This is a genomic window from Calidifontibacillus erzurumensis, from assembly GCF_013303125.1.
Lineage (GTDB): Bacteria > Bacillota > Bacilli > Bacillales > Bacillaceae_J > Calidifontibacillus > Calidifontibacillus erzurumensis.
Genome location: NZ_JABTTE010000011.1, coordinates 95,999 through 109,591, shown reverse-complemented (window position 1 = coordinate 109,591; position 13,593 = coordinate 95,999). Strand labels below are relative to the sequence as shown.

At 35.0% G+C, this 13,593-nt stretch carries 13 protein-coding genes; 4 read left to right on the top strand and 9 right to left on the bottom strand.

The window, feature by feature from the left end; translation table 11 throughout:
• Positions 1-247: 247 nt before the first annotated feature.
• Positions 248-850, bottom strand: a complete 603-nt coding sequence (locus HR057_RS09700) for a TVP38/TMEM64 family protein (protein ID WP_173731228.1) — start codon at positions 848-850, stop codon at positions 248-250.
• Positions 851-976: 126 nt separating this feature from the next.
• Complete coding sequence (locus HR057_RS09695; protein ID WP_173731227.1) at positions 977-1,516, bottom strand: competence protein ComK; 540 nt, start codon at positions 1,514-1,516, stop codon at positions 977-979.
• A gap of 715 nt (positions 1,517-2,231) precedes the next feature.
• On the opposite strand from HR057_RS09695, the gene HR057_RS09690 reads away from it, so the two are divergent.
• On the top strand, positions 2,232-2,471 hold the full coding sequence (locus HR057_RS09690; RefSeq protein ID WP_173731226.1) for an IDEAL domain-containing protein: 240 nt from the start codon (positions 2,232-2,234) through the stop codon (positions 2,469-2,471).
• A gap of 134 nt (positions 2,472-2,605) precedes the next feature.
• Here the strand turns inward: HR057_RS09690 and aceA are convergent, their stop codons facing one another.
• Both aceA and HR057_RS09680 read right to left on the bottom strand, forming a co-directional pair.
• Positions 2,606-3,889, bottom strand: a complete 1,284-nt coding sequence (gene aceA, locus HR057_RS09685) for an isocitrate lyase (protein ID WP_173731225.1) — start codon at positions 3,887-3,889, stop codon at positions 2,606-2,608.
• 356 nt (positions 3,890-4,245) lie between these two features.
• Complete coding sequence (locus HR057_RS09680) at positions 4,246-5,517, bottom strand: M48 family metallopeptidase (RefSeq protein ID WP_374723538.1); 1,272 nt, start codon at positions 5,515-5,517, stop codon at positions 4,246-4,248.
• 212 nt (positions 5,518-5,729) lie between these two features.
• On the opposite strand from HR057_RS09680, the gene HR057_RS09675 reads away from it, so the two are divergent.
• Both HR057_RS09675 and HR057_RS09670 read left to right on the top strand, forming a co-directional pair.
• Entirely contained in the window at positions 5,730-6,317 is a 588-nt protein-coding gene (locus tag HR057_RS09675; protein WP_173731223.1) for an SCO family protein, read from the top strand.
• 35 nt (positions 6,318-6,352) lie between these two features.
• A complete protein-coding gene (locus HR057_RS09670) occupies positions 6,353-6,733 on the top strand; it encodes a FixH family protein (protein ID WP_173731222.1) in 381 nt (126 codons plus the stop codon).
• Positions 6,734-6,827: 94 nt separating this feature from the next.
• Here the strand turns inward: HR057_RS09670 and HR057_RS09665 are convergent, their stop codons facing one another.
• The 3 genes from HR057_RS09665 to HR057_RS09655 form a co-directional block, all read right to left on the bottom strand.
• Positions 6,828-7,133: an AzlD domain-containing protein gene (locus HR057_RS09665; RefSeq protein WP_173731221.1), complete on the bottom strand. Its 306-nt coding sequence runs from the start codon at positions 7,131-7,133 to the stop codon at positions 6,828-6,830.
• Positions 7,126-7,857 carry an AzlC family ABC transporter permease gene (locus HR057_RS09660; protein ID WP_196237908.1) on the bottom strand — a complete coding sequence of 244 codons (732 nt, stop codon included), beginning with the start codon at positions 7,855-7,857 and terminating at the stop codon, positions 7,126-7,128. The genes HR057_RS09665 and HR057_RS09660 overlap by 8 nt, the downstream gene beginning before the upstream one ends.
• 696 nt (positions 7,858-8,553) lie before the next feature.
• Positions 8,554-10,200: a glycosyl hydrolase family 18 protein gene (locus tag HR057_RS09655; RefSeq protein WP_173731220.1), complete on the bottom strand. Its 1,647-nt coding sequence runs from the start codon at positions 10,198-10,200 to the stop codon at positions 8,554-8,556.
• A gap of 257 nt (positions 10,201-10,457) precedes the next feature.
• On the opposite strand from HR057_RS09655, the gene HR057_RS09650 reads away from it, so the two are divergent.
• Positions 10,458-11,180 carry a hypothetical protein gene (locus HR057_RS09650; protein ID WP_230474414.1) on the top strand — a complete coding sequence of 241 codons (723 nt, stop codon included), beginning with the start codon at positions 10,458-10,460 and terminating at the stop codon, positions 11,178-11,180.
• Positions 11,181-11,793: 613 nt separating this feature from the next.
• Here the strand turns inward: HR057_RS09650 and HR057_RS09645 are convergent.
• Positions 11,794-12,588, bottom strand: coding sequence for an ABC transporter ATP-binding protein (locus HR057_RS09645; RefSeq protein ID WP_173731219.1), 795 nt, complete (start codon positions 12,586-12,588; stop codon positions 11,794-11,796).
• Positions 12,563-13,582 (bottom strand): ABC transporter permease, encoded by a 1,020-nt coding sequence (locus HR057_RS09640; protein WP_173731218.1) that lies wholly within the window; start codon positions 13,580-13,582, stop codon positions 12,563-12,565. The genes HR057_RS09645 and HR057_RS09640 overlap by 26 nt, the downstream gene beginning before the upstream one ends.
• Positions 13,583-13,593 lie beyond the last annotated feature (11 nt).

Here is a 13,593-nt window from a genome sequence, read left to right as displayed (position 1 = left end):
AATCCTTACTCAAAATTGACTTGGCCGTTGAATAAAACATTCAACCGCACGCTTGACATTTTGTTTAGTTTTCAAAGATCATGCTGTTTATTTTCTCAACAGCGACGAATATTATAATATCATCAGTTTTCGTAGAAGTCAATAACTTTTTTAAATTTTTATTTGCGATTTTTAGTTATTTTTCTACAATAACTGACAGCAAAAATAAATATATCAGGTTCCCCTCCTTTCGTCAATACTTTTTCGTTTAATCAATTTTTTCTGTATGTATTCTCCTTTCAATTTTTTTACCAATATACCAAAGTAAGAACATTAGTATTAAAACAAAAATTGTTTTATTAGGTTGCTGTACGAGAGATTTTAAATCATAACCTATAAAAGAAATTGTAAAAATCATGACTAACTTTCCAAAGATGACGGCTAAAACAAACTGCTGAGTGCTTACTCTTGATAATCCAGCCACGAGGTTAATTAATGATGAAGGAGAAAATGGAAAACAAAGCAAAATAAATATGAACCCAAAACCGTGGCGTTCAATCCAATTCATTAGCTTTTTCACTTTTTGGTGTTTCGTTAAAAAATTAAAAAATCTTTGGCGTCCTAATTTTCGGACAGTGAAAAACACTATAAATGCACCTAATGTTGCACCTATCCATGAAATAATAAACCCTTTCCATAATCCAAAAGCTGCAGCATTAGCCATTACGAATAATATCAATGGAAATACAGGTAAAATTGCTTCAATCATTGGAAGCAAGATTCCCGGCAATGGGCCTAATGCTGCATACTCTTCAAGAACTTTTAAAATGTTTTCTAGTGTGAATAAACCTTTTAATGTTTCAAAATACATCTACGGATATCCCTCGCGTATTTGTTTAGATTTTTATATATTTTACTTTTCCCCTACAAAAGTTTACTACACCAAATTTAAAATTCCCATAACGATTTGCGAGGAATATGATATGTATACCAATTATTAATCGTCGTAAAAATGATCTCTCGTTTGTTTTTTATTTGATTTTGTCATTGAAATTCTTTTTGATAAGAGGAATCTGTATTGGGCTGTTCTGTTAAGTTGATTTTCAAAAGAACCTTTTGAAACATCTAAAATAATTGTTTTGTGATTAGTAAAAGTAACAAGCGTTTTATCCGGACCAGCTGATTGAAAATTTAATATGTAGGAATGGGAAAGCCATGCGCAATTGTCTTTATATGGAGATACAGTAGGAAACATATAAATGTCGCTTGACGGATCTACTGCTATAGGAGCTTTATACGTACTGCCAATAAGTTGTTTTGTTCCTTCTTGCCTGCCACGCAAACTGCTTCCAAAGTATTTACAACTCTTATCCATAACCATACTAGGTTTCATTTTTACAAAAAATTCTCTTTCAACTTCTAAAATTCGAGAATAAACAATCTGGTCATTATCCATTTTTTCACCGATGATCGCCATCGTGTAAGGATTTACCTCAAAATCCACAATAAAATCCATTGTTTCTCTGTTTCGTTTCATAAATTCACCTCATATCTTTTTAATTTTGTTCTAAATAATTGACCAGCACGATATTATATTAACACAAAAATTAAAATTTTTATATAATATTCTAAAATTTTTAGAAAATTTTCTTCATTTACTTATCTTAGTTTTTAATTTTTGTGTTCATTAATAAATTTTCTAGATAAATATGTTTATTTAAATCAAATTTAGCGTATATACCACTTAAAGAATAAAGGTTTAACTATATTTTTTATCATTAAACAACTTTATCTATTTTCCAAAATAATATTTTTTAATTTTATTATTATATTAATATAAAAATTATCATCCTACATAGAGGCAATTACCTATTAAATTAGCAACGATCGCTCAATCTTTTGAAAAGATCGCACATTTGCTTATTAATTTCAAAAAAAGAAAAAGTGAATTAAAGATCTTAACGTTTATTTCTATTCCCTGTTTTTTGATCCATTTTATACAAGTCCATTCTTTCGAGTTTAATATGTTTATTTTCTTCACTTCACCTATTATAAAATTAAAAGAATGGTTGTTATATATTGCTAAAAACTTTTGAATCAAAATATTTCTGTTGTCTATGAAAGCCCTTTAAAAGTTGAAAATTACTTTTTCGCCACAATTTAAAAAAATATTTTCTGAATAGTTAAAATTAGTTGAAAATTCAGCCCTACCCTCATATAATAATAAAAAGAGCGTCAGGGGTGATGATGTTATGAATAATAAGAAGTCATTCGCCAGTCAGAGGGATCATAACGCTTTAGAGGTAAGTAGAACTGATGAGAAAAACTTTGTTCTTGACGTGTACATTCAAATGATTATTGATGAGGCTCTTTATAACTACAAAAAAAATTTACTGAAAAAACAAATTAATGAGGCGTTAGATGCAAGGGATCGTAATCAATTCTATCATTTAACAGAACAATATAAAGAATTGATTAAAATGGAAGTTTGATAAAAGGGACTTAATAGTCCCTTTCATTATATCTCAAACATAATTAAAAAAGCTGTATCAATAGTGTATACACACTTTTGATACAGCATCCAAATGATCTATGTTCAGGAGGATGATAGTTGACAACTTAAAAATTACTTTGTAACAAACTGAGCTTCTTCTGTAGAACCTTTCATCGCTGTTGTTGAAGAAGTACCACCTGATACGATTTGAGAAATTTCATCAAAATAGCCAGTACCAACTTCGCGTTGATGTTTCGTTGCAGTATATCCGTCAACTTCTGCAGCAAATTCAGCTTGTTGTAGTTCAGAATAAGCTGCCATACCACGTTGTTTGTAGCCTTTAGCCAACTGGAACATGCTGTAGTTGAGTGCATGGAAACCTGCAAGTGTAACGAATTGGAACTTATAGCCCATTTTTGCAAGTTCTTTTTGGAAGTTTTCGATTGTTTTATCGTCAAGCTTCGCTTTCCAGTTGAATGAAGGTGAGCAGTTATAAGCAAGCATTTTGCCTGGGAATTTTGCATGAATAGCATCAGCAAATTTTTGAGCTTGCTCAAGATCTGGTGTTGAAGTTTCGCACCAAATTAAATCAGCGTATGGAGCATATGCTAAACCACGAGAAATTGCTTGTTCAAGTCCAGCTCTTGTACGATAGAAACCTTCTGGTGTTCTTTCGCCAGTTAAGAATGGTTTATCATTGTCATCGATATCGCTAGTAATCATATCAGCTGCGTCAGCATCTGTACGAGCGATTAAAATTGTAGGCACGCCCATTACGTCAGCTGCTAAACGAGCTGAAATTAAGTTTCTTACAGCTGTTTGTGTAGGCAACAATACTTTACCGCCTAAATGGCCGCATTTTTTCTCAGAAGACAATTGGTCTTCGAAGTGAACACCAGCTGCACCTGCTTCAATCATTGCTTTCATTAATTCGAATACGTTTAATGCACCGCCAAATCCTGCTTCAGCATCGGCAACAATTGGAGCAAACCAGTAAGTGTCCCCTTTACCTTCAGTTGATTGGATTTGATCAGCACGTTGTAATGCTTGATTGATGCGTTTTACTACGTGTGGTACAGAGTTTGCAGGATACAAGCTTTGGTCTGGGTACATTTGTCCAGCTAAGTTTGCGTCAGCTGCTACTTGCCAACCACTTAAATAGATAGCTTTTAATCCAGCTTTTACTTGTTGTACAGCTTGGTTTCCTGTTAATGCACCAAGAGCATTAATATAATCTTCTTCATTTAATAATTTCCATAATCTCTCAGCCCCTAATTTTGCGAGCGTATACTCTATATCAATGGAACCGCGGAGACGGATTACGTCCTCTGCAGAATAAGGTCTTGTAATTCCTTTCCAACGGCTTTCGTTTTTCCAGCTTTCTTCTAATTGTTTAATTCTTTCTTGATTTGTCATCCCCAATTTCCCCTCTCTGAATAAATTCTATTTTAAAAATTAAAATTAATTAAAAACCCTTTGTTTACCGTTCAATAAAGCCCCATATAATTAGCATATCAACCGCCAAACTGTCCCCATAAACTCCTAAATTTCTTTACATTCACGGTTTGGAAACTTTTTACCCACCAATGTTGCTGTTGAGCTTCTATATTTTGGGTAAATTCCACTTCCCTTCTATAAAAATATTTTTCTCTCTTTTTTTGTTATATATCACTGATGTGTTTTTCTGTTTGTATTATATAACAGTCATTCCAAAAAAGAAACCCCTTTTTCGAAAATTTTTTACTTTTCTTTAAAAGGGGCATTTTTTCTAATTATTTTTCTTTTTCCACTTCATAATTTTCAATAAAAATTAACCTTTCAAGCATTGTTGGATGTGTGTACCGGAGCCATTTTACTATTGCTGGTGGATTTACTTCACTCAAGCCTGCAATAGTCAATTTTTGAAAACTTCTTATTGCTGCATCTTTGTCTTTTGTCATTTCAATAGCGTAAACATCAGCAGAATGTTCTAAATATCTGGAAAAAGAGTTGCTTAAAGGGCTTGATGCAAATGTAAGGAATGATATGATCACAAGCAATAAAGGGAGAGAGGCAATATCATTTAAGCTATTGATTTTAAGTGTGCGCCAATGTTTTTTAATGGACCAGTTGTAAATTTTTGAAGCAATATATAATCCAAAGAGCGATATGATTAAATAAGCAGCAATTCCTGCATATATATGTTTTTTTACATAATGGGCAATTTCATGCGCCATGATAAACAGTACTTCATCATCACTTAACTTTGATAATGTTGTATCCCATAAAACAATTCTAGAATTTCGGCCAATCCCTGTTACATAGGCATTTAATGCATTTGTTTTTTCGGACATATTTACTTCATACACATGCTCTGCTGGTATATTGGCCTGGCTAGCCAAATCCAGTATTTTTTCTTCAAGATCTTTATTTTTCAATGGATAAAAATCATTATAGAGAGGATCTATGATAACAGGCTGAATAAACATTAAAAAAATTGTAAATGGAATGGAAATGATCCATGCATAGAACCACCAACGCTTTTCGTTTTTGCGTATTAACTGAAAAACAACTATGGCAAGAAGCAGTAAGAATATATAATCGAGCCAAAAGTCAATAAGCTGATCCTTCATCCAAATGGCAAATGTAGAAGTTGAAATCCCATATGACTTTGAAAGCTGGTATGTAAAAAAGTCTATCGGCAAGAGAATAATAAAACTTACGAAGGACAGCCAAAACACATAAATGGCCTTTTGAAAAAACGAATATTTACTAGACGACTCAGCCCATTGACGAAATTTTGCAGAAAGGCCAATTGATAAAATGGTTAAATAAAGAATCCAATCAAATGGCGTTAATAAAAAGAAAATAATATGCCTGATTTTAGAGTATTCGTATGTCAATTCAAGTTGCCGGTCATTCATAAATGTATGTGGATCTGCAGCGGACCCTCGATAAATTTCCGGCAAATTTGAAGAATCGTTTATGGCAAGAAAATAAAAAACAACAAGGGCGGCATAAATGAAGTAGCCAAATAAAAGCCATTTGGCGAACTTGTTCAACAAAACCCCTCTCCTTTCTTTTTTTAATTTGTCCAATTATATCATTATTTTAGTAATAAAATGTGAATTTAGAACTGATTTTTAATGGGATTGAAATATTTTAATAGTTAAATGTTCAAATAATTTTACCGATTTTCTGATACCACGTCCTGTATTGTTTTACTCTCTTATAGTATTATGGTTTATGAATGATTAAATAGTTGAGGTGTAAAAAAATGAAAAAAATATATATAACATTTATTACTTTAGCTGTACTAGGAATTTCTGCTGGAATTTTATATTTAACTGTCGTCAGACCTGGCAGTATGGAACTACCAGAAGATGTCGTGATGGAAACAGCCTTTGGTGGAGAATATAGTTTTGCTGATTTGCCTCCAAAAATTCGTTTAATTGAATTTATGTATGTCAATTGCCCAGATGTATGCCCAACCACTTCTTTACGAATGAATTTATTGCGCAAAAAACTTGAAGAAGATGGAATTTTTGGAGATAAAGTGGAATTTGTTACAGTTACGATTGATCCTAGAAGAGATACTGCTGAGAAATTAAGATATTATGCAGAGCGGTTTAACATAACTGATGACAAGTCAGGTTGGTATTTCTTAAGGGGTACAGAGGAAGACACTAAAAAACTAGCAGATACATTCCAATTTATGTACCGCGATCCTGGTACAGGCAATTTTGTCCATACAACTTTCACGTATATGCTTAATGAGAACAACAAATTAATCGAGTCATTCCCAATGGGAGAAGGTTTTGATACGGATAGAGTTTATAAGCGAATAAAAAATGAAATAAACTGAATGGAAAGTAAAATATATAGAAAGAAGGAAAGTACATGATAAAAAAATTATTTGCTCTGATCTTGCTTCCTTTTTTTCTAATTGGCTGCCAATCAGCAGAGGAAGAAGAATTTGTTTTTCCTGAAGCAACTTTTTCAATGTCTTCTGAAGTCGTAAAAGTGAATGAGCCAATTACTTTTGAAGTAAAAATTACTGCTGGTGAAAAGGAAGTAGATGATGCTAAAGTAAGCTTTGAATATTGGATGAATGAAAAAGCTGATGAAGAGCATACAACAATAGAAGCGACATCACAAAGCGGCGGAGTTTATTCTGCGGAAACTACAATTTCTGAACCAGGAACTTATTATGTGTACTACCATGCAGATGCAATGGACATGCACTTAATGGAAAAATATGAATTCACTGTAACGCAATAATCGTAATGTTGTAATACAATTTTACAATAGTTTGACAAGGGTTGCCTCTAACACAAACAAAATTGTGTTTTTATGGGAGGCACCCTTTCTTTTTTTATAAAAATAATGAAAAAACAGTCAGTACTGCAATAGAGCTCATGACAACAACGATGACACTGGCACCCATAAAAGCGACAAGAAATGCAGCAATTGCTCCGATGACTCCAAACCAAATATTTTCATTTATAAAAAAGATACCCGGGATAATTAATGCGCCAAGGGCAGCAAAAGGTACATTTCTTAATACTTCTTGCAAAAACGGAGGCATCTTTTTCCCGTTTAATACTACAAGCGGAAGCATCCGCGGAAGGTAAGTTACAATTCCCATCCCAATGATCATTAGAACTACCGTCTTATCCATTTTGATTCACACCCTTTGACGCTTTTGCCAACATTTCCACACCTACTGCAGATAATAAAGTTGAAATAACAATGGCCCAGCCTGACCAGTCAGGTGGAAAAATATATGTAAAAATACAGTTTAAAAGCGCTGCAAAGACGGCTAAATAAACGATTTTCCTCTCTTTTTTTAATGGAGGTACTAATAAACCGATAAACATCGCATAAAGAGCGATCGCCATGCTTTCTTGTAAAACTTCTGGTAAACTGGCACCGACAAAATGTCCAATCCCTGAATTAATGACCCAACTTCCATAAGCAACAATGGTCAAACCAAACATATAAGACGTCGACACTCTTCCCTCTTTTGTAGCCGCAAGAGAGAACGTCTCATCAGTTATTCCAAAAGCATATATAGCTTTTATAAAAGGATGATCTTTTTCAACTTTTTCATTCAATGAAGCTGTCATTAAAAAATGTCTGATATTTACTATAAAAGTTGTGATAATAATTGCAATTGGCCCCGTACCTAAAGCAATTAAATTCAATGAAATATATTGAGCAGCACCCGCATAAACGATCATACTCATTAAAATGGTTTCACCAAGACTTAAACCAGTCGACTTCGCCAACAAACCAAATGTTAACGCAACCGGCAAATAGCCAATCCCAATCGTAATACCATCTTGTAAGCCGGCCTTAAAATTCAAATGATTTTTTTCCGATATAACAGTTACTGCCCGCAACTTTCTCCCCCTCTCTTTTTCATTATTTTCTTAGAAAACTGAATTTTTTTCAATCTTTTTATTTCGGCTGCGGCAGAAGGTACCGCAGAGGGGTCTGTAGAGGGGTCTGGCACGGTGCCGGAGACGGTACAGGAGACGGTACAGGAGACGGTACATCAGAAGGGTCTGGCACCACACCGCAGATGGTGCTGCAACTTTAGAAACTGTGAGCCCATCACCGATTTAGGATTCCATCAAACAATCTACTTCTACATTTTTTATATTTTTTGTTCTCTTCCTAAATTTCATAGAGTTCAAATAAGTGGGTGAATTCATCGATTACTATTTCTATTGCTTTAAGTTCACCGATATGTACTTGTACTCGGGACTTTCTAATTGTTTCTTTCATGTAACTTTTCTAAGATTTCATCCTCTCAAAAAAAGCAATTGCTCTTCCTCAACGAAAAGTTTTTGCACATAAAAAAATAAAAAAATAAAAAGATATTATGGGATTGTCCGAAGAGTAAAAACGTTAAAATACAATGCCAAAATAGTGTAGTTAAAATTATGAGAACGTCACATTTTCCCCCAAAATAAGATTTTGGGACAATCCCGTATTCATAAACAAATAAAAAGAAAAAAAGGACCACACTTAATAGACTTATGTAAAATGTGTGGTCCTTTTAATTCAACTGATTCTCTTAAAAATATTACTTCTTATTTTTGAAAATAGTTTGCTATTCTTGATAACAATGCTGCCATTTCGGCACGGCTAATTTCTTTTTTCGGTTTAAATGTGCCATCTTCATATCCTGAAAAGACTTTATAGCTGCTCATGCGAACTACAGCTGGATAAGCCCAGCTTGCAATTGTATTTTGATCCTTAAAGGAAACAGGGGCAGGTTCCTCTACGTCATCGGATAATTGGCCTCCAATGATACGGTCAAGGATCGCTGCCATTTCCTCTCTTGATAAAGCTTTTCCAGGACCAAAAGTCGTTGCACTTAATCCATTCATAACCCCATGTTGTCTGACGATTTCAATATTTGTACTAGCCCATTGATAGGTTCGACCAATATCTGTAAATGGAGAAGCTGTTTCTTCTTTCAACTGGATGTTCAACACACGTGTTAAAATCGCCGCTGTTTCCGCACGAGTCAATGAATCGTTAGGTTTAAAAGTTTTGAGCGAACCTTTCCCAAGCATCCAGCCCTTCTCTTTTACAAACGCAATCGATTCCATAGCCCAGTGAGTGGCCCCTACATCAACAAAATCAAGCCCGTCAAGCCATAAACGAAACTCTTTCCAAATTGCTGGATCCTCTTGACCTAAACTCCAACTACCGACACCTTTCAAATTGTATTTCCGCACTAAATCAAGCTTGGCTTTCAAAGATGTTTCATTTTCAAACCAAACTTCATATGTTCCCGGCTTTAATGGCGGTTGCCAAGATTTCAATTGAAATTGAGGATCACCTTGTTTAATCGTAAATGTACCTTTCACACTTTCAGTACTCTTGTCATAAACAACTGTAACATCATATGTGTTTAATAAACTAGGAATCTTGTTTAATGAAATTGATTCACCTAAAACTGGGTTAGCATTTTGATTAAGCGTATCATTTACATCTTCCATATTCCAAACACGGCCATAAAACGGAATCCCTAAAACTATTTTTTCAGGAGCTACATTTTTTAGCGCATAATTAATAGATTTCTCGATGAACGAAAGACTTGCCACTGGTCCGTGGTTTTTAGAACCGCCTCCACGCTCATCATACGTCATCACAAATAGATAATCTGCATATTGAGCTAAAGCTTTATAATCATAAAATCCTTGCCAGCCTTTGTCTGTTCCCCATGGGTTTGGAGCAACCGCAATGGAAAGCGTCTTGCCTGCTGGTAATTTACTATCCAATGTTTTTATAAAATTAGTAAAGCTATCTCTATGACTAGGTCCTAACCCTTCAATATCAATATTGATTCCATCTACATTTAATTCATTCATTGTCTTTACGATTTGAGAAGCAATTTGTTCGCTATCCGCAAACACTTTTTCACCTTTAGCCCAATTGTTTGCCAAGAATGGAACAACCTTAATCCCGCGTTTGTGCAATTCTGCAATAACAGTTTTTGCATTGGACGGAACGTCTACTTTTAGCTGCCCATCATCTAACACTTGAAAATATTTAGGAGAAACTTGATCGAGCGCTCCATTTGTCATATCTACATGTTTAATCGGATCTGTGGCACTGCTCATAAATAAATAGGTCATATTAAATTTTTTACTTGGCGTAGCACCCGACGTTAGAGGTAATAACGCAAATAGTACTATGACAGATAAAAAGATTGTAAATTTTTTCATTTTCCTGTCCTTTCTTCTTCCTATTACTCTATTATTTTCCCTATCTATAACAATAAACGATAGAAACATATTATTCAAAGATTATTTATGACAAAAATGTAAAGAAAAGGCTCCAAAAATAAGCTCCCTTGAGATAAACAGAGAATATTAATTTCGAGGTATCTCTATGAATTAACTTCTAAAACTCACCCAATAAAACAGATGTGAATACAATAGAAACAGACTACACTAACATTTAAGAGGAGTGTCAAAAATTAATGTACACCTATTCATTACAATTGGGAGATCATTCCTGGAGGATAGCACAGAAGTATCATAAAACGAGCGGAGATTTTTTCGCTGCAAACCTCGACGCAAATCCGTATTATTTGCATCGGTGGCAGCCCACCCCAATACCAGTTTCAAGTACTTTTTACCATTCTAGGCAAATGAATCATTGTATTAGTCAGGCAGAAGTCTATTATAGAAATGATATGCGCAGCCTTTGGGAAGAGCACGTAGCTTGGACAAGAATGGCCATCATCAGCCTAATCTTTAAATTACCGGATGTTGACTTTGTTATTATACGGCTTCTACAAAACGCAACAGATATGGGAAATATGGTTCGCAAACTGTACGGGGACCTTGCTGCTACGACCTATTCCAATTTAATTAAGGAACATCTTTTGTTTGCTGCTGATTTAGTAAAATCTGTTTTAGCTGGTGATATGGAAGCTGCAAAGAATGCAGAAAATAAGTGGTATATGAATGCTGATCAGATTGCAAAGTTTTTAAGCAGCGTCAACCCATTTTTGCCTGAAAACGTTGTAAAGGAAATGTTTTACCTCCACTTGGAATTAACAAAACAAGAAGCTGTCTTTATGATGAATATGGATTACCAGAAGGATATTGAAGTATATGATGCAATAGAAAAGCAAGCTCGGGAAATGGCAGATACAATTTCCGATGCTATGATAAAACTATATCCACATATGTTCTAACAGCTTTCCTATTTTATTACATTTCTTCAAAGTTAATGGTCTACCCTAACTTTCACCTCCTCCGAATCTAATGGCCAATACTAGGATTCGGGAACGAACATTTTGATGTTAGTCAATAAAATAGCAAAAATATTTTGTCCAAAGGCGATTCATCTCCCGCTTAAACAATAGGACCTGCTATTTTCAATCATCGGGGCGGGAGTCTTTTTGCCTAAAAAACTTTTCACTTCCAATCGACAAAATCCCATGAATTCCATTCATTCAAAATCTCTGTATTCCCCAATTATCCTCAAACCAAAAACTTGCCAATTCTCGATTCGTTTTATCGTAATTGAAGGATAAAAGTCCCCTTCAATTGCTGCTAGCGATGTAATTTTTTTATCCTCCAAATAAGAAAAAAAAGCATCTCTACAACATGTAGAAATGCTAGTTTTCCTTTCAATAATCTTCTGAATCTATGTTTACTGGTCTACATAAAAGATGGAAATTCGGAAGTTGCATCAATCCAATTTCCTATTTGCTGTTACTGGTAAGAAAGGATTGAAAACAATATAAGTATCAACTATTAATTTAATAAGAAAGAATTAAACATTCAATCCTAACAATCTTTCTATCATCCTAGCAATGCACGGTCACTTGCCATGCCAGTTCCTCGAATTCGTCTAAACTCGTTGAGTAAATCTTCAATCGTTAATTTTTGTTTTTCTTCCCCATCGGCTTGGAAAATGATCTGCCCTTTATCCATCATAATTAAACGATTCCCCAAATCAATGGCTTGCTGCATATTATGAGTGACCATTAATGTTGTCAGATGTAATCTTTCAACAATTTCTTTCGTAATATTTGTAATGAGCTCAGCTCGAGATGGGTCAAGAGCAGCGGTATGTTCATCCAATAATAAAATTTTCGGTTCGGTGAACGTTGCCATAAGTAACGACAATGCTTGCCGCTCACCGCCAGATAAAAGGCCTACTTTCGCATTTAGGCGGTTTTCTAGTCCCATATGCAAAGTCGCCAATTGTTCTTTGAATAATTCACGGCGTTTTTTCGTAACACCTTTGCGTAAAGTCCGGCGTGTTGCCCGAGAATAAGCCATCGCTAAGTTTTCTTCAATCGTCATCGTTGGTGCCGTACCAGCCATCGGATCTTGGAAAACGCGACCAATGTATTTCGCCCTCTTATATTCAGGCAAATTTGTCACATCATTGCCATCAATGATGACGGATCCGACATCTGGTGTTAATGCCCCTGAGATCATATTCATTAATGTCGACTTCCCAGCGCCATTACTGCCAATCACTGTGACAAAATCGCCAGGAGCTAGAGATAAATTAATATTGTTGAGAGCGATTTTTTCATCTAATGTACCTTCATTAAATACTTTAAAAATCTGCTTTAGATGCAACATGATGTTCGCCCCCCTCGGTTGTCATACGAAGTTGCTCTTGCTTTCGTTTTTGTTTCCTCATCTTTTCTTTTTGAACATCAATGATTTTTGGAATTGTGAGGGCAAGGACAACAATTGTAGCTGTAATTAACTTCATGTCACCTGTTTCCAAAAACTTCACTTTCAAAGCAAGAGCCAAAACAATTCTGTAAATGATTGCTCCGCCGATCACTGCTAACGTTGTTCGGGCAATTGTTTTTGTTCCAAATAAAGCTTCACCGATAATGACAGAGGCAAGCCCGATTACAATCATACCGATACCCATACCTACGTCACTGAAAGAGTTGTATTGTGCAATCAAAGCTCCGGAAAAAGCAACAAATGCATTGGAAATACCAAGTCCTACGATCGTTAACGTATCAGTATTTGCGGAAAAGCTGGAAATCATTTTTTTATTGTCACCAACAGCACGGAGAGCTAAGCCAATTTCCGTTTTCAAGAACCAATCAGTAAGGAACTTTATGATGAGGGTAACAAGCGCCATAAAAAATAAAACTGACCATGTTTTAGGCACCATACTGCTTAAGCCAATACTTGTCATAAACTGATTTATGGCATCATCAATACCTAATGACTTCCAAAAATTTGTCAACTTCGTTAAAGCTGTTTCTTGGTTTAATAATGGAACATTTGATTTGCCCATGATCCGCAAGTTAATCGAATACAAAGCAATCATCATTAAAATACCCGACAACAGCGCATTAATTTTTCCCTTCGTATGCAATAAACCGGTGATACATCCAGCTAAGAAACCAGCTAACAAAGCAACCATTGTTGCCATAAACGGATTTGCTCCGTTAACAATAAGGACGGCAGTAACTGCCGCCCCTGTTACAAAGCTGCCATCAACCGTTAAATCTGGAAAATCTAAAATCCGGAAAGAGAGGTAAACACCGAGAGCCATTATTGCATATATTATCCCTGATTCTATGGAGCCAAATATCGCTATGAACATAAACGTTCATC

What these genes read in the sequence shown, in the direction of transcription:
- aceA (WP_173731225.1), bottom strand. Translation starts at nt 3,889, where the DNA reads ATGACAAATCAAGAAAGAATTAAACAATTAGAAGAAAGCTGGAAAAAC.
- HR057_RS09690 (WP_173731226.1), top strand. Translation starts at nt 2,232, where the DNA reads ATGAATAATAAGAAGTCATTCGCCAGTCAGAGGGATCATAACGCTTTA.
- HR057_RS09645 (WP_173731219.1), bottom strand. Translation starts at nt 12,588, where the DNA reads ATGTTGCATCTAAAGCAGATTTTTAAAGTATTTAATGAAGGTACATTA.
- HR057_RS09675 (WP_173731223.1), top strand. Translation starts at nt 5,730, where the DNA reads ATGAAAAAAATATATATAACATTTATTACTTTAGCTGTACTAGGAATT.
- HR057_RS09640 (WP_173731218.1), bottom strand. Translation starts at nt 13,582, where the DNA reads ATGTTCATAGCGATATTTGGCTCCATAGAATCAGGGATAATATATGCA.
- HR057_RS09665 (WP_173731221.1), bottom strand. Translation starts at nt 7,133, where the DNA reads ATGGATAAGACGGTAGTTCTAATGATCATTGGGATGGGAATTGTAACT.
- HR057_RS09650 (WP_230474414.1), top strand. Translation starts at nt 10,458, where the DNA reads ATGTACACCTATTCATTACAATTGGGAGATCATTCCTGGAGGATAGCA.
- HR057_RS09700 (WP_173731228.1), bottom strand. Translation starts at nt 850, where the DNA reads ATGTATTTTGAAACATTAAAAGGTTTATTCACACTAGAAAACATTTTA.
- HR057_RS09695 (WP_173731227.1), bottom strand. Translation starts at nt 1,516, where the DNA reads ATGAAACGAAACAGAGAAACAATGGATTTTATTGTGGATTTTGAGGTA.
- HR057_RS09655 (WP_173731220.1), bottom strand. Translation starts at nt 10,200, where the DNA reads ATGAAAAAATTTACAATCTTTTTATCTGTCATAGTACTATTTGCGTTA.
- HR057_RS09670 (WP_173731222.1), top strand. Translation starts at nt 6,353, where the DNA reads ATGATAAAAAAATTATTTGCTCTGATCTTGCTTCCTTTTTTTCTAATT.